We start from the raw sequence: 17,115 nt of genomic DNA, 5'->3' as shown, positions 1-17,115 counted from the left end.
TCACCGGGTCCTGGCCAAAACCCCGCGCAGAACACAGCGCGATGATGGACGGGTGACCAGGATCGTGGCCGGGGCGGCGAGCGGCAGGCGGCTGAAGGTGCCTTCGCAGGGCACGCGGCCGACGTCCGAACGCGTGCGGGAGGCGTTGTTCAACGCGCTGGAAGCCGCGGGTGAACTGCGCGAGGCGCGTGTCCTGGACCTCTACGCCGGATCCGGCGCGCTGGGACTCGAAGCGTTGTCGCGGGGAGCGGCCGATGCGGTGTTCGTCGAGTCCGACCGCCGGGCCGCGCAGGTGCTCAGGGCGAACGTGAGCGCGCTGGGTCTTGGTGGTGCGGTGCGCTCCGGTCCCGTCGAGACGGTCCTTGCCCAGCCCGCGGACGAGCCGTTCCACCTGGTGCTGGCCGATCCGCCGTACGCGGTGGGGGCCGGGAAGATTCGCGGCGTGCTCATCGCGCTGGCCGCGGGCGGCTGGCTGGCCGAGGACGGGCTGGTGATCGTCGAGCGCGCCCTTCGGGACGGCGAACCGGACTGGCCGCCGGGTTTCGAACCGCTGCGCGCCTCGCGCTACGGCGACACGGCGTTGTACTGGGCGGAGTACGTCACTTCGCCGCGCCACGGGGGGTAGAGCTTGGTAGCGTCCGCGCCATGCGGCGTGCGGTGTGTCCAGGTTCCTACGATCCGGTGACCAATGGCCACCTCGACATCATCGAACGGTCGGCCAAGCTGTTCGACGAGGTCGTGGTCGCGGTCATGATCAACAAGTCCAAGCAGGGCATGTTCTCCATCGACGAGCGGATGGAGATGCTGCGGGAGATCACCGGGCACCTGCCCAACGTGCGCGTCGACTCGTGGCACGGCCTGCTCGTCGAGTACTGCAGGCGCAACGACGTCGCGGCCATCACCAAGGGCCTGCGCTCGGTCAGCGACTTCGACTACGAACTGCAGATGGCGCAGATGAACCGTGAGCTCTCCGGCGTCGAGACGCTGCTGATGTCGAACAACCCGGCCTATGGTTTCGTGTCCAGCTCGCTGGTCAAGGAGGTCGCCACCTACGGCGGTGACGTGAAGAACCTGGTGCCGGGCATCGTGTTCGAACGGCTGACGGCGAAGCTCGCCGAACGCGCCTGATCGGGCGACGACTTTCGTCGGGACTTCGGGCCGGTTCACCTCGCGGCCTCCTCGTGGTCACACACTCGGGTTACGGTCCGAAAATGACCAACATCACGAAGTTCCGGGCGGCCGGTGGGCTGCTCGCGTTCGTTCTCACGTTGTTCGCGGGGCTCGGCCTGGTCGCGCCCGCACAGGCCACGACCACCCCCTCGGTTGCCGTCGCGCAGGCCGAGTGCGGTGACACCTCCGGTTTCACCGAGGTCGCGCTGTCCTCCCTGCCCGCCGAGGCCACCGACACCTACGAGCTGATCCAGCAGGGTGGCCCGTACCCGCACGAGCAGGACGGGACGGTGTTCGGCAACCGGGAAGGGCTGCTGCCGGACTGCTCCAGCGGCTACTACCACGAGTACACCGTGGAGACCCCCGGCAGCGACGACCGCGGCGCGCGCCGCATCGTCACCGGCTCCGACGGCGAGTACTTCTACACCAGCGACCACTACGAGAGCTTCGACCTGGTCGACGTGAATTCCTGAGCGGGGTTCCTGACACGCCCGGTGACTCAGCGGTCCCGGCCTTTCCCGCCGGCAGCGGGCAGACTTGTGCCCAAGCCGGATTGGGGAAAGGCCCTAGGGAGTCGCTGTGTACCGGGTGTTCGAGGCGCTGGACGAACTCGTCACGATCGTGGAAGAGGCACGCGGGGTGCCGATGACCTCCAGTTGCGTCGTGCCGCGCGGGGACATGCTCGAACTGCTCGACGACGTGCGCGACGCGCTGCCCCGCGAGGTCGACGACGCCCAGGACGTCCTCGACAAGCGCGACGACCTCATCGAGAAGGCCCGCTCCCAGGCCGAGACCACGGTCGGCAACGCGAGTGCCGAGGCCGAGCGCGTCACCTCCGAGGCGGCCACCGAGGCCGAGCGCATGGTCGTCGACGCGCAGGCGCACGCCGAGCAGATCATGGCCGACGCGCGTGCCGAGGCCGAGCGGATGATCGCCGCGGGACAGGCCGAGTACCACAACCTCACCGAGCGGGCCCGCGCCGAGGCCGAGCGCATGATGCAGGCCGGGCGCGACGCCTACGAGCGCGCCGTCGAGGACGGCCGCCACGAGCAGTCGCGGCTGGTGTCGCAGACCGAGGTGGTGCAGGCCGCGCACGCCGAATCCGCCCGCATCGTCGACGAGGCCCACGCCGAGGCCGACCGTCAGCGCACCGACTGCGACGCCTACGTCGACGGCAAGCTCGCCGAGTTCTCCGAACTGCTGTCCACCACCCTGCGCACGGTCGACTCCGGCCGCAACCACCTGCGCGCACCCGGCCTCGGCTCCCAGCGCCAGACGCCGCTGTACGACTTCCAGCCCTGATCAGGTGGGGGCGTAGAGTGGTGAGGTTGCTTTCCGCCCTCGACACAACGGACCGATGTCTCAGCAGAATGACACTCCCGACGCCCGCAACCCGTGGGTCGTCGACACCCGTGAGCTGGGCCGCCGCGCCGGCCTGAGTCGCACCATCCAGCGCACCGTGCCCACCAGCGTCGAGCTGGGCGTGCCCGACGTGATCGTCGTGCCCCGGGGCGCCGAGGTCGAGCTGGACCTCCTGCTCGAGTCGGTCGTCGAGGGCGTTCTGGTCACCGGGACCGCCGCGGTGCGGACCACCGGCACCTGCTCGCGCTGCCTCGACCCGATCTCCGACGAAGTCGAGGTCGACCTGACCGAGCTGTTCGCCTACCCGGACTCGACCACCGACGAGACCACCGAAGAAGACGAGGTCATGCGCCTGGTCGACGACCGGATCGATCTCGAACCGCTGGTCCGCGACGCCGTCGTGCTGGCACTGCCGCAGGTCCCGCTGTGCCGCGAGGACTGCCCGGGCCTGTGCCCCGAATGCGGTGGGAAGTGGGCCGATCTCGAGCCCGGGCACGGGCATGAGACGATAGACCCTCGGTGGGCCGCGCTGGTCGAGCGTTTCGGCGACTCGTCCGCGGGTGGGCCTGGCCGGCAAGCCTGACGGGCACCAGCCCGTAAGCAGCAAGTAAGCACGCTCGCGTCCGCGTGAGCGACCCGTGGATAGAGGAGATTCAGTCGTGGCCGTCCCGAAGCGGAAGATGTCGCGCTCCAACACGCGCCACCGTCGTGCGCAGTGGAAGGCGACGCCCGTGCAGCTGGTGCCCTGCTCGAACCGCGCCTGCCGTCAGCCGAAGCCGCAGCACGTGGCCTGCCCGACCTGCGGCCAGTACGACGGTCGTCAGGTCGTCGAGCCCGCCTGAGGTCATTGACCAGGATGGGGGGCAGGTCGAGATCGGGAGGGCCGGCCGCCGACCCGAAACCGTTGCTGGAAGCGCTCGGCGTCGACTTCGACGCCGAGCTGCTCACGCTGGCGCTCACCCACCGCTCGTACGCGTACGAGAACGGTGGGCTGCCGCCTAACGAGCGGTTGGAGTTCCTCGGCGACGCCGTGCTCGGTCTCGTCGTCACCGACCACCTGTACAACGCGCATCCCGACCTGCCGGAGGGGCAGCTCGCGAAGCTGCGGGCCAGTGTGGTCAACATGCATGCACTCGCGGGCGTGGCGCGCGGGCTCGGCGAGGGCGGGCTGGGCGCGCACCTGCTGCTGGGCAAGGGCGAGGAGCTCACCGGAGGACGCGACAAGGCGAGCATCCTCGCCGACGGCCTGGAAGCCGTCATCGGAGCGGCCTACCTGGCGCACGGCATCGACGCGGCCCGTGCGCTCGTGCACCGCCTGTTCGACGCGCTGCTGGCCGAGGCGCCGCTGCGCGGGGCCGGGCTGGACTGGAAGACGAGCCTGCAGGAGCTGACCGCGTCGGCCGGGCTGGGTGTTCCGGAGTACAAGGTGGAGGACACCGGGCCCGACCACCGCAAGGAGTTCAGCGCGACGGTCCTCGTGGCCGGGCGCGACCTGGGCAACGGCACCGGGACGACCAAGAAGGAAGCCGAGCAGAAGGCGGCCGAGACCGCGTGGCGCTCGCTCTCCGAGGAGCTCAAGCCCGAGGGCTCGGAGTAGTTTTTCGCCGAAAGCCGGGCCCCCCGCACGTCGTGCGCGGCGGCCCGGCTTCGCCTTTTCCCCCGCCGCCGGGAGCGGCAAACATGCCGCCCGCCGCGGCGTGTTTGCCCTTCCGGGCGCCGTGTTTGCTGTTGCGGGCGTTGTGTTGGCAGTCCGCGTCGAGTGGCGGGCGGGGGCGTCACTCTCCGGGTTCGGAAGGTGACCCGGACGGACCTCAAGAACTGTCGGTCCCGGTGGATAGGGTGGTGTGGTGCCGGAGCTTCCCGAAGTCGAAGTGGTCCGCCGCGGGCTGCAGGCGCACGTCGCGGGGCGGGGGATCGCGCGTGTCGAGGTGCTGCACCCGCGCGCGATCCGGCGTCACGAGCTGGGTCCGGACGATTTCACCGGGCGGCTGGCCGGCGCCCGCATCGAAGCCGCGCGCCGTCGCGGCAAGTACCTGTGGCTGGAGCTCTCCGGCAAGGAGGCCATCCTCGCGCACCTGGGCATGAGCGGCCAGATGCTCGTCCAGCCGGAGGGCACCCCGGACGAGAAACACCTCCGCGTGCGTGTCCGCTTCGACGACGGCGGGCCGGAGCTGCGGTTCGTCGACCAGCGCACGTTCGGCGGGCTCGCGCTGGCCGATCTGGTCGACTCCGACGGCGCCCTGTTGCCGTCGTCCATCGCGCACATCGCCCGCGATCCGATGGATCCGGCGTTCGACCCCGCCCAGGCCGTCACGGCACTGCGCTCCCGCCGCACCGAGATCAAGCGCGCGCTGCTCGACCAGACCCTCGTCTCCGGCGTCGGCAACATCTACGCCGACGAGGCACTGTGGCGCGCCCGCCTGCACGGGGCCCGGCCCACCGGGAAACTCACGCGCGCCCAGGGCGCCGCGGTGCTCGAAGCGGCCACCGAAGTGATGAACGAGGCGCTGCAGGCAGGTGGCACGTCGTTCGACGCCCTGTACGTCAACATCAACGGCCAGTCCGGCTACTTCGAGCGCTCCCTCAACGTCTACGGCCAGGGCGACCGCCCCTGCAGGCGCTGTGGCACCGCCATCCGGCGGGAGCCGTTCATGAACCGGTCGTCCTACTTCTGCCCGCGCTGCCAGCCCCGGCCGCGCCGCACGAACTGACGGAAGGCGGGACAGGTGCCCCAGGAAGAACTCGTGGTGCTGCTCGACGAGCGCCTCGACCCGGTCGGAACGGCCCCGAAGCGCACGGTGCACGACGCGCACACCCCACTGCACCTGGCGTTCTCCTGCTACGTCTTCGATTCGCGCGGCCGCGTGCTGTTGACGCGCCGCGCGGTGAGCAAGAAAACGTGGCCCGGCGTATGGACCAACTCGTTCTGCGGCCACCCCGGCCCGGGCGAGGACATGGCGGACGCCATCGGGCGGCGCGCGGAACAGGAACTCGGCATGACCGTGACCGGCCTGCGGAAGGTGCTGCCCGACTTCCGCTACACGGCCACCGACGCCGGCGGGATCGTGGAGAACGAGTTCTGCCCGGTCTGGACCGCCGAGGCGGACGCCGACCCGCGCCCCGAGCCCGACGAGGTGTGCGAGTGGCAGTGGGCACGCTGGGACGACCTCGTGGAGAGCATGCGCCGTACGCCGTTCGTGTTCAGCCCGTGGTCGCGGCTGCAGGTCCCGCAGCTCGCCGTGACTCTCCCCATCGCCGCGACACAGCGGTAATCCCGTGCCGTGCCGGTGGCCGCTTCCTGCCTGATCCACCTGCCGCTGGGTGCGCACGTGCTCGCCTCGACCCGGACGATCCGGGGTGCGGTGAACATGAGCGAGAACGAGATCAAGGCCCGACCGGCCCGCACCAAGTGGTGGCTGGGCGGAGCGGGTGTCGTCCTGGTCGCGGTGATCGCGGTGCTGCTCGTTTACCTGCTCGACGACGGTCCGGGCGATTTCGCGGACGACGTCGCCTCGGCTCTGACCGGCGGCGACCGGGCAGCCTACGAAGCGCTTCAGTGCGGGTTTCCGCCGGCGGGGGAGAAGGTCAACCTGCCCGATCAGGGATACGTCTCGGCGTTCGACATCGGCCCCATCAGCGTGTACGAGGTGCAGCACGGCTCCGATGACTACGCCGTCGCCCTGTTCGTGGCCGATTCGACGCCGAGCTTCATCGTGGGCCAGATGGTCAAGGACGGCGACTGGTGTCTGCAGGGCCTGTTCGCCTGTCCAGTTCCGGCCAGTGCGAGTTCCCCCTCGGGCCGGGACGTCGACAACTGGGCGCGCGAGCGGCTCTGTGCGGGCGCGCTCGGTCGAGCTCGCGGCTGATATGGGAAAGCCCCGGGCCAAGGGGGTGTGGCCCGGGGCTTTCGTCTGGGGTGGGATCAGTTGAACACGTGCGTCCGTGCGGCCAGGTTCGTCAGCAGCTCGCGGCCCTTCTCGGCGTTGCGGGGCTGGCTCAGCACGTCGTAGCGGCGCGCGACCAGCTGCGTCTGCGACACGAAGTCGCGGCGGCCGCGGGTGGCTCCGTAGCTGATCGCGGCGAACACCATGCTGAACGCGACACCCGCGACCAGCCCGAACAGGATCGGCAGCAGGCCGGCGCCCGGCGTGAACATCGTCAGCAGCAGGCCGACGAAGATACCGAACCAGGCACCCGACATCGCGGCGCTGGAGAGCACCTTGCCCCAGCTGAGCTTGCCCGCGACGCGCTCGACCAGCATCGGCTCGACACCGACGATCGTGACGTCCGCCACGGGGAAGTCGTTGTCGGCGAGGTGGTCGACCGCGTGCTGGGCCTGCTCGTAGGACTCGTAGGACCCGATCGGCCAGCCGGTGGGCAGGGTCGGCAGCTGCGGCGCGGTACGGGCGTTGGTGAACGCGGTCTGCGTGAATGCTTGGGTCATCTGTCTCACCTCTCCTGACCTGTTCAACGCTCCCGCATACCCACTTGTGCCCTATGTCTGAACCTCACAGCGAATTATCAGACTCCGGCTTGCGTGGCGGTGCAGGTAGCGGAACCTCAGACGCCCTCTCGCTGTGGGATCGCCTCCTCATGAACGCCGGTTCACCACGTCGGCGTTGTCCTCGCGAGAGGACGCCTGAGAACCCGCGGCGGTGCAGGTTGCTTGCAGCTCGAACCGCTAGTCGACTCGCAGCTCCGGCCGGTAGATGTCGAACCAGTGGTGCAGGTCGAGCAGCCGGTCCAGGCCGCGGCGCGTCACGGACGTCATCGTGGCCGGGTCCTGGCTCACGGCGTCGGTGACCCAGCCGCGGTCGGCCAGCTCGAACACCGGGCTGTCCGTCGTCGCGAGCACGTCCTTCGCCTGCTGCTGCAACGCCGCCGCGTAGCCGGGGTCCTGCGTGGACGGGTACGGGCTCTTCACCCTGTCCACAACGGACTGCGGCAGCACGTGCTTGGTCGCGTGCCGCAGCAGGCTCTTCTCCCTGCTGTCGAACGTCTTCAGCGACCACGGCGTGTTGTACACGTACTCGACGAGCCGGTGGTCGCAGAACGGCACCCGCACTTCGAGGCCGACGGCCATCGACGCGCGGTCCTTGCGGTCCAGCAGCGCCCGCACCATCCGCGTCAGGTGCAGGTGGCACACCTCACGCATCCGGCGCTCCTCCGCGGAAACCCCGTCGATGTGCTGCACCCTGCCCAGCGCCGTGCGGTACTCGTCCGCGATGTAGCCGTTCAGGTCGAGCCTCCGTGAGACGTCGCCGCGCAGCAGGTTGCCGCCGTCCTGGACGCCGGTGCGGAAGGCCAGCCACGGGAACGTGTCGGCGTTGCGGGCGGTGTCGTCGTGGAACCAGCGGTACCCGCCGAACACCTCGTCGGCCGACTCGCCGGACAGCGCCACCGTCGATTCCGCCCGGATGGCCTTGAACAGGAGGTAGAGCGAGGTGTCCATATCGCCCATGCCCGCCGGGATGTCCCGCGCCTCCAGCACCGCGCGGCGCACCGCCGGGTCGCTCAGAGCCTGCGGGTCCAGCACGACGTCCTGGTGCGCCGAGTCGACCAGCTTCGCCACGTCCCGGATGAACGGCGAGTCCGGCGTGTCGCGCATTTCGTCGGGCTTGAAGTTCTCCTCCTGCCCGGCGAAGTCGACCGAGAAGGTGCGCAGCTGCTCGCCCTCCTCGCGCAGCCGCGCGGCCGCCAGACCGGTGATGGCACTGGAGTCCAGACCCCCCGAAAGCAGCACACAGCGCGGCACGTCGGCCACCAGCTGGCGGTGCACGATGTCGGTCATCAGCTCCCGCACGCGCGCGACCGTCGTTTCCTGGTCGTCGGTGTGCTCGCGGGCTTCGAGGGTCCAGTAGGTGCGGGTGTGCACACCGTCGCGGTCGACCCGGACGATCGTGCCGGGCTCCACTTCGGACATTCCGTGCCACAGCGACCAGCCGGGCTTCTTGGTGAAGGAGAACAGTTCGCGCAGGCCGTCGGCGTCGACGATGCGCTTGGCCGCGGGGTTGGCGAGGATCGCCTTGGGCTCGGAACCGAACAGCACCCCGTCGCGCGTGGGGTAGTAGTAGAACGGCTTGATGCCCATCCGGTCGCGGATCATGACGAGCTTGTCGTCACGGGCGTCCCAGATCGCGAAGGCGTACATGCCGTTGAGGTGGTCGGCGACGGCTTCGCCCCATTCGAGGTAGCCGTGCAGCACGACTTCGGTGTCGCTGTCGGTGCGGAACGCGTGGCCCTTGCCTTCCAGTTCCTCGCGCAGTTCGGAGAAGTTGTACGCCTCACCGCTGTAGACCATCGCGACGTCGCCGGACGGCGTGGACACCGACATCGGCTGGCGTCCGCCGGGAAGGTCGATGATGGCGAGCCGCCGGTGACCCAGGGCCACGTGCGGGGCGACCCACGTGCCTTCGTCGTCCGGGCCGCGGCAGGCCATGGTGCCCGTCATCGCGTCGAGCACCTCGCGGCGCTGGGTGAGGTCGGTCTCGTAGGAGACCCAGCCGGTGATACCGCACATGCGTACTACCCTCCCAATGCTTAGCAAGTACAACTATGTGTAACACCGTGGTAACACAACTCGCCGGTAACTGTCTGCCCGATCTGACCGCTCTGACCGGATGTCTTCACGCACTGTGGCCGGCCGCACACGCCCGTCAAGAACGCGTAAACGGTCCTCGAAGCGGCGTCAAGGGGCCGTCAGGCGGCCCTTCGGAGGGGACATCCGAGCGCACGCTGTCACCGGAGCGGTCACCGATCGGGTGACCCGGTGCTGGAAGGTGTGAAGTGGCGGATCTGCTGTACGCCGTGCTGCTGATCGCGGTGTTCGCCGTGCTGGCGCTGACGTTGCGCGGACTGGAGCGGCTGTGAACGGCACCGGTCTGGTGGCCGACATCGTCGGCGCGGTTCTCGCGCTGGGCCTGATCGTCTACCTGTTCTTCGCCCTCATCAAGCCGGAGAGGTTCTGAGCGACACATGTCCGACCTCACGTCCGGCCTGATCACGGTCGGTATCCTCGTCGCCGCGCTGGCGCTCGTGCACAAGCCACTGGGCGACTACATGGCGCATGTGTTCACCAGTGGGAAGCACCTCAAGGTCGAGCGCGGCCTGTACCGCGCCTTCCGGGTGGACCCGTCCTCCGAGCAGCGCTGGCCCACCTACGCGCTGAGCGTGCTCGGGTTCTCGCTGGTGTCCGTCGTTTTCCTGTACCTGTTGCAGCGCCTGCAGCCGGTGCTGCCGCTGGGCCTCGGTCGTGGCGCCGTCGACCCGGGCATCGCGTTCAACACCGCGGTCAGCTTCGTCACCAACACGAACTGGCAGTCCTACGTGCCGGAAACCACCATGGGCCACCTGGTCCAGATGGCGGGACTGACGGTGCAGAACTTCCTGTCCGCCGCCGTCGGGCTGTCGGTGGCGATCGCGTTGATCCGCGGGTTCACGCGATCGAAGACCGACCGGCTCGGCAACTTCTGGGTCGACCTGACCCGCGGCACCGTGCGGATCCTGCTGCCGATGGCCTTCGTGTTCGCGATCGTGCTGATCGCGCTCGGCGTGACGCAGAGCCTGCGCTCGGGCGTCACCGTGACCGGCCTCGACGGCAACCAGAGCACGCTTTCCCTGGCGCCGACGGCGAGCCAGGAGGTCATCAAAGAGCTGGGCACGAACGGCGGCGGCATCTTCAACGCCAACTCCGCGCACCCGTTCGAGAACCCGAACCCGTGGACCGATCTGATCGAGATCTTCCTCATCCTGGTGATCCCGGTGTCGCTGACCCGGACGTTCGGCAAGCTCGTCGGCAACCGCAGGCAGGGATTCGTCCTGTTGTCGGTGATGGGTCTGCTGTGGACGTTCGTGCTCACCGTCACCTGGTGGGCCGAATCGCACCCGAACGGTCCCGCGGCGCTGCTGGCCGGGGCGAACCTGGAGGGCAAGGAGCAGCGGTTCGGCATCGGTGCTTCGTCGTTGTTCGCCACCAGCACCACCGGTACGTCGACGGGTGCGGTCAACTCGATGCACGACAGCTACAGCGGCCTCGGCGGCGGGATGCCGTTGCTGCACATGCTGTTCGGCGAGGTCTCGCCCGGCGGGGTGGGCACCGGCCTCTACGGCATCCTGGTGATGGCCATCATCGCGATGTTCCTGGCCGGACTCATGGTCGGGCGCACGCCGGAGTACCTGGGCAAGAAGCTGGGCCGCCGTGAGGTCACCGCCGCCGCGATCGCGATGCTGGCGATGCCGACGGTCGTCCTGCTCGGCGCCGGCGCGGCGCTGCTGATGCCGGGCACGCCCGACGCGCTGGGCAACAGCGGTCCGCACGGACTGTCCGAAGTGCTCTACGCCTACACCTCGACCGGCAACAACAACGGCAGCGCGTTCGCCGGAATCACCGTGACCGACGGGTGGTTCTCCTCGTCGCTGTCGGTGGCGATGCTGATCGGCCGGTTCGTGCCGATCATCGCGGTCCTGTGCCTGGCCGGTTCACTGGCCGCGCAGAAGAAGGTGCCGGAGACCGCGGGCACCCTCCCGACGACCGGGCCGCTCTTCGGCTCGATGCTCGCCGGAACCATCGTTCTCGTCGCGGCGCTGACGTTCGTCCCGGCGCTCGCGCTCGGTCCCATCGCGGAGGCCATGGCATGACCGTCACCCAGGACAAGCCCGTCGCGGCCGAGGAGGCACCCGGCCAGCGGGTCGGGGCGGGCGTGTTCAACGCCCGTCAGCTGCTGACCTCACTGCCGGACGCGCTGCGCAAGCTCGACCCGCGTCACCAGGTCCGCAATCCGGTGATGTTCGTGGTGTGGGCAGGCTCGGCGCTGACCACCGCGTTCGCGGTCGTCGAGCCGAGCGTCTTCACGATCCTCATCGCGGTGTGGCTGTGGTTCACCGTCGTGTTCGCCAACCTCGCCGAGGCGGTCGCCGAGGGCCGGGGCAAGGCGCAGGCGGAGTCGTTGCGGCGCACCAAGAAGGAGACCGTCGCGCGCCGGATCGCCGACGGTGCCGAGGAGCGCGTGCCGGGCGTCGAACTGCGGGTCGGCGACCTCGTGGTGGTCGAGGCGGGCGAGATCATCCCGGGTGACGGCGACGTGGTCGAGGGCATCGCGACGGTCGACGAATCGGCCATCACCGGCGAGTCCGCGCCGGTGATCCGCGAGTCCGGCGGCGACCGCTGCGCGGTCACCGGCGGCACCACCGTGCTGTCCGACCGGATCGTCGTGCGGATCACCACGAAACCGGGCGAGTCCTTCGTGGACCGGATGATCGCGCTGGTCGAAGGCGCCTCGCGGCAGAAGACGCCGAACGAGATCGCCCTGACGATCCTGCTGTCCACGTTGACGATCATCTTCCTGCTGGCCGTCGTGGCGCTGCAGCCGATGGCCGCCTACTCCGGCAGCGAGCAGTCGGTGATCGTGCTGACCGCGCTGCTGGTGTGCCTGATCCCGACGACGATCGGGGCGTTGCTGAGCGCGATCGGCATCGCCGGGATGGACCGGCTGGTGCAGCGCAACGTGCTCGCCACCTCCGGCCGCGCGGTCGAGGCCGCCGGGGACGTGTCGACGCTGCTGCTGGACAAGACCGGCACCATCACCTTCGGCAACCGGCGGGCGACCGAGCTGGTCCCGGTCGGCTCGACGACACCGGAACAGCTGGCCGAAGCCGCCCGGTTGTCCAGCCTCGCCGACGGCACGCCGGAGGGCCGCAGTGTCCTCGAACTGACCGAAGGCACCCCGGTGCCCGACGGTGGCGAGTTCGTGCCGTTCACCGCGCAGACCCGGATGAGCGGCCTCGACCTCGGCGCGCGGCAGGTGCGCAAGGGCGCGGCGGGCGCGGTCCGCGACTGGGTGCGTGAGCACGGCGGCGACTTCCCGGACGAGACCGAGCGGATCGTCGACGAGATCAGCGAACACGGAGGCACTCCGCTGGTGGTCGCCGAGCTGACCGGTGGACGCGCGTTCGTCCGTGGCGTGATCCGGCTGTCCGACGTCGTCAAACCGGGCATGCGGGAACGCTTCGCCGAGCTGCGCCGGATGGGCATCAAGACGGTGATGATCACCGGCGACAACCCCCGCACCGCGCGGGCCATCGCCGAGGACGCGGGTGTCGACGACTACCTCGCCGAAGCCAAGCCCGAGGACAAAATGGCGCTCATCCACCGCGAGCAGGAGGGCGGCCACCTGGTCGCGATGACCGGGGACGGCACCAACGACGCCCCGGCACTGGCCGCCTCCGACGTCGGGGTCGCGATGAACACCGGAACGTCGGCCGCCAAGGAGGCCGGCAACATGGTCGACCTCGACTCGGACCCGACGAAGCTGATCGAGATCGTCGAGATCGGCAAGCAGCTGCTGATCACCCGCGGCGCGCTGACCACGTTCAGCATCGCCAACGACCTGGCGAAGTACTTCGCGATCCTGCCCGCCATGTTCGTGGCGATCTTCCCGCAGCTGGCCGCGCTGAACGTCCTGCACCTGGCCACGCCGCGGTCGGCGATCCTGTCCGCGGTCATCTTCAACGCGCTGGTCATCGTGGTGCTGATCCCGCTCGCGCTGCGCGGCGTGCGGTACAAACCCGCCAGCGCGTCGGCGCTGCTGCGGCGCAACCTGCTGATCTACGGGGTCGGCGGCATCGCGACGCCGTTCCTCGGCATCTGGCTCGTGGACCTCGTGGTCCGCTTCATCCCAGGAATCGGGTAGTGCTCATGATCAAGACATTGCTCAAGCAGACCGGCGCCGGACTGCGGGTGCTGCTGGTGTTCACCGTGCTGCTGGGAGTGGTCTACCCGCTCGGCGTGTGGGCGGTTTCGCGGATCCCGGGACTGCACGACAACGCCGAAGGGTCACTGGTGACGGTGAACGGCCAGGTCGTGGGCTCGTCGCTGATCGGTATCGACCCGGTCGCGGCCGATCCCGCGCACGATCCGTACTTCCACACCCGGCCCTCCGCGACGGATGACCCGTCGGTGTCGGGCGGATCGAACCAGGGCGGGTTCAGCGAGGACCTTCTCGCCGAGATCGGTGAGCGCAAGGCCGCCATCGCGCAGCGCGAGGGCGTTGCGCCGGACGCGGTACCCGCCGACGCGGTGACCGCCTCGGCGTCGAGCCTGGACCCGACGATCAGCGTCGCCTACGCCGATCTGCAGGTGGCGCGGGTGGCACGCAACACCGGTCTGGCCGAAGAACGGGTCCGGCAGCTGGTCGGGGCGAACACCACCGGGCACGGCATCGGCATCCCGGGGGTGAACGTGCTGCGGCTCAACCTCGCGGTCCAGCAGGCAGGAGCACACTGAACACGTGGACGTCGAGAAGGAACCGCCGCGCCGGGGAGAGCTGCGCATCTACCTCGGCGCGGCGCCCGGCGTGGGCAAGACCTACGCCATGCTGGGCGAGGCGCGCCGCCGCCTCGGCCGCGGCACGGACGTGGTCGCCGGGCTCGTCGAGACCCACGGCCGGGCGAAGACCGCGGAGCTGCTCGACGGCCTGGACACCGTGCCTCGGCGGACGATGACGTACCGGGGGCGGGAGTTCGAGGAGCTGGACGTGGACGCGGTGCTCGCCCGTGCGCCCGAAGTGGCCATTGTGGACGAGCTGGCGCACACCAACGTCCCCGGTTCCCGCAACGAGAAGCGCTGGCAGGACATCGAGGAGCTGCTCGACGCCGGTATCGACGTGCTCTCCACGGTGAACGTGCAGCATCTGGAGAGCCTGGGGGACGTGGTCGAGCGCATCACCGGGGTGGCGCAGCAGGAGACCGTGCCCGACGACGTCGTGCGCCGCGCGGAGCAGGTGGAGCTGGTCGACATCACCCCGCAGGCGCTGCGGCGGCGGCTCGCACACGGCAACGTCTACCCGGCCGAGCGGATCGACGCCGCGCTCGGCAACTACTTCCGCACCGGCAACCTCACCGCGCTGCGCGAGCTGGCGCTGCTGTGGCTGGCCGACCAGGTCGATGTCGCGCTGCAGCGTTACCGCGCGGAGCAGCGGATCACCGACACCTGGGAGGCGCGGGAGCGGGTGGTCGTGTCGATCACCGGCGGTCCGGAAAGCGAGACGCTCGTGCGGCGCGCGAGCCGCATCGCCGCGCGGGCCGGGGCGGAGCTACTGGTGCTGCACGTCCTGCGCGGCGACGGGCTGTCGCCGCTCGGCCACGTCGAGGTCGGCCGGTACCGCAAGCTCGCCGACCAGCTCGGTGGCACGTTCCACACGGTCGTCGGCGACGACGTCCCGACCGCGCTGCTGGACTTCGCCCGCGGCGTCAACGCGACCCAGCTCGTGCTCGGCACGTCCCGTCGGTCGCGGATCGCGCGGCTGTTCGACGAGGGCATCGGCGCGACCGTGGTGCAGCGGTCCGGACAGATCGACGTGCACATGGTGACCCACGACGAGGCGGGCGGGCGGCTGCGATCGTGGCTGGGGCGGCGCAGTCCGCTGGCGCCGTCACGGCTGCTGATCGGGTGGGTGCTGGCGTTCGTGGCGCCCGCGCTGGCGACGCTGACCGGCGTGCTGCTGCGGGGCGAGCTGGACTTCTCCACCGACGTGGTCGACTACTTCCTCGCCACCGTGCTGGTCGCGCTCGTCGGCGGGCTGGGCCCCGCGGTGGTCGCGGCCGCGCTGTCGGCGGGTCTGCTGAACTTCTTCTTCACCGAACCGCTCTACACGCTGACCGTGCACGCGCAGACCAACGTGATCACGTTGATCGCGATGGTGCTGGTCGGGGTCCTGGTCGCGCTGGTGGTGGACCGGGCCGCGCGCCGGGCCACGCAGGCGGCGCGCGCCCAGACCGAGGCTTCCCTGCTGGCCTCCTACGCCCGGACGGTCCTCACGAACACCGAGCCGTTGCCGCGACTGCTGGAGAAAGTGCGCGAGAACTTCGGCATGGAATGCGTGGTGCTGCTGGAGAAGAGCAGCGGCAAGTGGCGGGTGGTCGAGCACGCCGGGGCGAACCCGTGCGGCAAACCGGACGAGGCCGACGTGGACATCCCGGTGACCGCCGATGTGCACCTCACCTTGCGTGGTCGTGCGCTGCCCGCGGCGGACCGGCGGGCGCTGGAGGCGGCGGCCGGGCAGGCGCTGCTCGCGTTGCGGCAGCAGCGGATGGCCGCGGCGCAGGCCGAAGCCGAGCGCAAGGCGGAGGCGACCGAGCTGCGCACCGCGTTGCTGTCCGCGCTGGGCCACGATCTGCGTACGCCGCTGACCTCGATCAAGGCGTCGATCGGCAGCCTGCGGGCACACGACATCGAGCTGTCGCCGGAAGACACCGAGGAGCTGCTGGAGGCGGCCGAGGAGTCCACCGACCGGCTGGCGCGGCTGGTGAACAACCTGCTCGACTCGTCGCGGCTCGCGACGGGCGCGGTGCGCACGCACCTGCGTGCGGTCGGCTACGACGAGGTGGTGGCACACGCGTTGTCGAATGTGGACGGTTCGGCGTCGGTGGCGGTCGAGGTGGACGAGCAGCTGCCCGCGGTGATGGCCGATCCAGGGTTGCTGGAGCGGGTGATCGCGAACGTGCTGGACAACGCGTTGCGGCACGGGGCCGCACCGGTCGCGGTGCGGGGCAGCGCGTATGCGGAGTGGGTCGAGCTGCGGATCGTCGACCACGGGCAGGGGTTGCGGAAGGGAGCGGCGGAGGCGGCTTTCGCGCCGTTCCAACGCCTGGTCGACACAGCGGCCCCTTGGGCCTCCGTTGAGGGTGGTGGTGGGCGACGGGCGGGCGACCGGGACGCGACGCCCGGTGTCGGTCTGGGGTTGTCCGTCGCGAAAGGATTCACCGAGGCGATGGGCGGCACGATCCGCGCCGAGGACACACCGGGTGGTGGGCTGACGGTGGTCGTGGCTTTGAAGGGGTGCCAGGCTCCGGACGTCGTGCCGGTGACGCTGAAGGAGGTCGCGCCGTGAGCGAGCAGGGCACCGTGCTGGTGGTGGACGACGAGCCGCAGATCGTGCGCGCGCTGCGGATCAACCTGTCCGCGCGCGGCTACAAGGTCGTGACCGCGCACGACGGTGCCGCGGCGCTGCGTGCCGTGGCCGAGACGAAGCCGGACGTCGTGGTGCTGGACCTGGGCCTGCCCGACATCGACGGCACGGACGTGATCGCCGGGCTGCGCGGGTGGACCACGGTGCCGATCATCGTGCTGTCCGCGCGCGGCGAGTCACCCGACAAGGTCAAGGCCCTGGACCTGGGCGCCGACGATTACGTCACGAAGCCGTTCGGGATGGACGAACTGCTGGCCCGGCTGCGCGCGGCGCTGCGGCGCTCGGCGGTCCCGCCTTCCGGCGAAGGCGAGGCGGTGATCGAGACCGAGTCGTTCACGCTGGACCTGCTGGCGAAGAAGGTGCACCGCGACGGCGTCGAAGTGCACCTGACCAAGACCGAATGGGGTGTGCTGGAACTGCTGGTGCGCAACCGCGGCCGGCTGGTGGCGCAGAAACAGCTGCTGCGCGAGGTGTGGGGCCCCCAGTACGAGAACGAGTCCCACTACCTGCGGGTGTACCTGGCGCAACTGCGGCGCAAACTGGAACGCTCACCGTCCCGCCCCCGCCACCTGATCACGGAACCAGGAATGGGCTACCGCTTCGAAGCGTGACCCACGCT

General features: G+C 69.9%; 18 protein-coding genes. 16 read left to right on the top strand and 2 right to left on the bottom strand.

Translation table 11 applies throughout. The features are described from left to right. Nucleotides 1-52: 52 nt before the first annotated feature. From rsmD to HNR02_RS01380, 10 genes are all read left to right on the top strand, one after another. Nucleotides 53-625, top strand: coding sequence for a 16S rRNA (guanine(966)-N(2))-methyltransferase RsmD (rsmD, locus tag HNR02_RS01425; protein WP_179771425.1), 573 nt, complete (start codon nt 53-55; stop codon nt 623-625). Nucleotides 626-645: 20 nt separating this feature from the next. After that, nucleotides 646-1,128 (top strand): pantetheine-phosphate adenylyltransferase, encoded by a 483-nt coding sequence (gene coaD, locus HNR02_RS01420; protein ID WP_179771424.1) that lies wholly within the window; start codon nt 646-648, stop codon nt 1,126-1,128. Between the two features lie 83 nt (nt 1,129-1,211). Then, nucleotides 1,212-1,643 (top strand): guanyl-specific ribonuclease, encoded by a 432-nt coding sequence (locus HNR02_RS01415; RefSeq protein WP_179771423.1) that lies wholly within the window; start codon nt 1,212-1,214, stop codon nt 1,641-1,643. A gap of 106 nt (nt 1,644-1,749) precedes the next feature. Then, the gene (locus HNR02_RS01410; protein ID WP_179771422.1) at nt 1,750-2,472 is read left to right on the top strand and encodes a DivIVA domain-containing protein; all 723 of its coding nucleotides are present in this window, start codon (nt 1,750-1,752) and stop codon (nt 2,470-2,472) included. Between the two features lie 55 nt (nt 2,473-2,527). Beyond that, the gene (locus tag HNR02_RS01405) at nt 2,528-3,115 is read left to right on the top strand and encodes a YceD family protein (RefSeq protein ID WP_179771421.1); all 588 of its coding nucleotides are present in this window, start codon (nt 2,528-2,530) and stop codon (nt 3,113-3,115) included. Between the two features lie 76 nt (nt 3,116-3,191). After that, entirely contained in the window at nt 3,192-3,374 is a 183-nt protein-coding gene (gene rpmF, locus HNR02_RS01400; protein ID WP_167098616.1) for a 50S ribosomal protein L32, read from the top strand. Between the two features lie 14 nt (nt 3,375-3,388). Further along, on the top strand, nt 3,389-4,129 hold the full coding sequence (rnc, locus tag HNR02_RS01395; RefSeq protein WP_179771420.1) for a ribonuclease III: 741 nt from the start codon (nt 3,389-3,391) through the stop codon (nt 4,127-4,129). Nucleotides 4,130-4,379: 250 nt separating this feature from the next. Further along, on the top strand, nt 4,380-5,243 hold the full coding sequence (gene mutM / locus HNR02_RS01390; protein ID WP_179771419.1) for a bifunctional DNA-formamidopyrimidine glycosylase/DNA-(apurinic or apyrimidinic site) lyase: 864 nt from the start codon (nt 4,380-4,382) through the stop codon (nt 5,241-5,243). Between the two features lie 15 nt (nt 5,244-5,258). Beyond that, nucleotides 5,259-5,804 carry an isopentenyl-diphosphate Delta-isomerase gene (gene idi, locus HNR02_RS01385; protein ID WP_179771418.1) on the top strand — a complete coding sequence of 182 codons (546 nt, stop codon included), beginning with the start codon at nt 5,259-5,261 and terminating at the stop codon, nt 5,802-5,804. 9 nt (nt 5,805-5,813) lie between these two features. Next, on the top strand, nt 5,814-6,398 hold the full coding sequence (locus tag HNR02_RS01380; RefSeq protein WP_179771417.1) for a hypothetical protein: 585 nt from the start codon (nt 5,814-5,816) through the stop codon (nt 6,396-6,398). A gap of 56 nt (nt 6,399-6,454) precedes the next feature. Here the strand turns inward: HNR02_RS01380 and HNR02_RS01375 are convergent, their stop codons facing one another. Together HNR02_RS01375 and asnB are read right to left on the bottom strand one after the other, a co-directional pair. After that, on the bottom strand, nt 6,455-6,976 hold the full coding sequence (locus tag HNR02_RS01375) for a YflT domain-containing protein (RefSeq protein ID WP_179771416.1): 522 nt from the start codon (nt 6,974-6,976) through the stop codon (nt 6,455-6,457). Nucleotides 6,977-7,213: 237 nt separating this feature from the next. Continuing rightward, the gene (asnB, locus tag HNR02_RS01370; protein ID WP_179771415.1) at nt 7,214-9,052 is read right to left on the bottom strand and encodes an asparagine synthase (glutamine-hydrolyzing); all 1,839 of its coding nucleotides are present in this window, start codon (nt 9,050-9,052) and stop codon (nt 7,214-7,216) included. A gap of 346 nt (nt 9,053-9,398) precedes the next feature. On the opposite strand from asnB, the gene kdpF reads away from it, so the two are divergent. From kdpF to HNR02_RS01340, 6 genes are read left to right on the top strand one after another with little or no spacing between them, the layout of a single operon-like run. Continuing rightward, nucleotides 9,399-9,500 (top strand): K(+)-transporting ATPase subunit F, encoded by a 102-nt coding sequence (gene kdpF / locus HNR02_RS01365; protein WP_179771414.1) that lies wholly within the window; start codon nt 9,399-9,401, stop codon nt 9,498-9,500. Nucleotides 9,501-9,507: 7 nt separating this feature from the next. Beyond that, nucleotides 9,508-11,169, top strand: a complete 1,662-nt coding sequence (gene kdpA, locus HNR02_RS01360) for a potassium-transporting ATPase subunit KdpA (RefSeq protein WP_179771413.1) — start codon at nt 9,508-9,510, stop codon at nt 11,167-11,169. After that, nucleotides 11,166-13,220: a potassium-transporting ATPase subunit KdpB gene (kdpB, locus tag HNR02_RS01355; protein WP_179771412.1), complete on the top strand. Its 2,055-nt coding sequence runs from the start codon at nt 11,166-11,168 to the stop codon at nt 13,218-13,220. The genes kdpA and kdpB overlap by 4 nt, the downstream gene beginning before the upstream one ends. A 5-nt stretch (nt 13,221-13,225) precedes the next feature. After that, nucleotides 13,226-13,813, top strand: coding sequence for a potassium-transporting ATPase subunit C (locus HNR02_RS01350; RefSeq protein WP_179771411.1), 588 nt, complete (start codon nt 13,226-13,228; stop codon nt 13,811-13,813). 4 nt (nt 13,814-13,817) lie between these two features. After that, entirely contained in the window at nt 13,818-16,418 is a 2,601-nt protein-coding gene (locus tag HNR02_RS01345; protein WP_179771410.1) for a sensor histidine kinase, read from the top strand. Beyond that, nucleotides 16,415-17,107, top strand: coding sequence for a response regulator (locus HNR02_RS01340; protein ID WP_179771409.1), 693 nt, complete (start codon nt 16,415-16,417; stop codon nt 17,105-17,107). Before HNR02_RS01345 ends, HNR02_RS01340 begins: the two co-directional genes overlap by 4 nt. Nucleotides 17,108-17,115: the final 8 nt, after the last annotated feature.

This window comes from Amycolatopsis endophytica (assembly GCF_013410405.1).
Taxonomy (GTDB): domain Bacteria; phylum Actinomycetota; class Actinomycetes; order Mycobacteriales; family Pseudonocardiaceae; genus Amycolatopsis_E; species Amycolatopsis_E endophytica.
The sequence above is the reverse complement of the archived record's forward strand: the minus strand, read 5'-3'. Positions and strand labels throughout refer to the sequence as shown.

What these genes read in the sequence shown, in the direction of transcription:
- coaD (WP_179771424.1), top strand. Translation starts at nt 646, where the DNA reads ATGCGGCGTGCGGTGTGTCCAGGTTCCTACGATCCGGTGACCAATGGC.
- HNR02_RS01415 (WP_179771423.1), top strand. Translation starts at nt 1,212, where the DNA reads ATGACCAACATCACGAAGTTCCGGGCGGCCGGTGGGCTGCTCGCGTTC.
- HNR02_RS01405 (WP_179771421.1), top strand. Translation starts at nt 2,528, where the DNA reads ATGTCTCAGCAGAATGACACTCCCGACGCCCGCAACCCGTGGGTCGTC.
- rnc (WP_179771420.1), top strand. Translation starts at nt 3,389, where the DNA reads ATGGGGGGCAGGTCGAGATCGGGAGGGCCGGCCGCCGACCCGAAACCG.
- HNR02_RS01375 (WP_179771416.1), bottom strand. Translation starts at nt 6,976, where the DNA reads ATGACCCAAGCATTCACGCAGACCGCGTTCACCAACGCCCGTACCGCG.
- asnB (WP_179771415.1), bottom strand. Translation starts at nt 9,052, where the DNA reads ATGTGCGGTATCACCGGCTGGGTCTCCTACGAGACCGACCTCACCCAG.
- kdpA (WP_179771413.1), top strand. Translation starts at nt 9,508, where the DNA reads ATGTCCGACCTCACGTCCGGCCTGATCACGGTCGGTATCCTCGTCGCC.
- kdpB (WP_179771412.1), top strand. Translation starts at nt 11,166, where the DNA reads ATGACCGTCACCCAGGACAAGCCCGTCGCGGCCGAGGAGGCACCCGGC.
- HNR02_RS01350 (WP_179771411.1), top strand. Translation starts at nt 13,226, where the DNA reads ATGATCAAGACATTGCTCAAGCAGACCGGCGCCGGACTGCGGGTGCTG.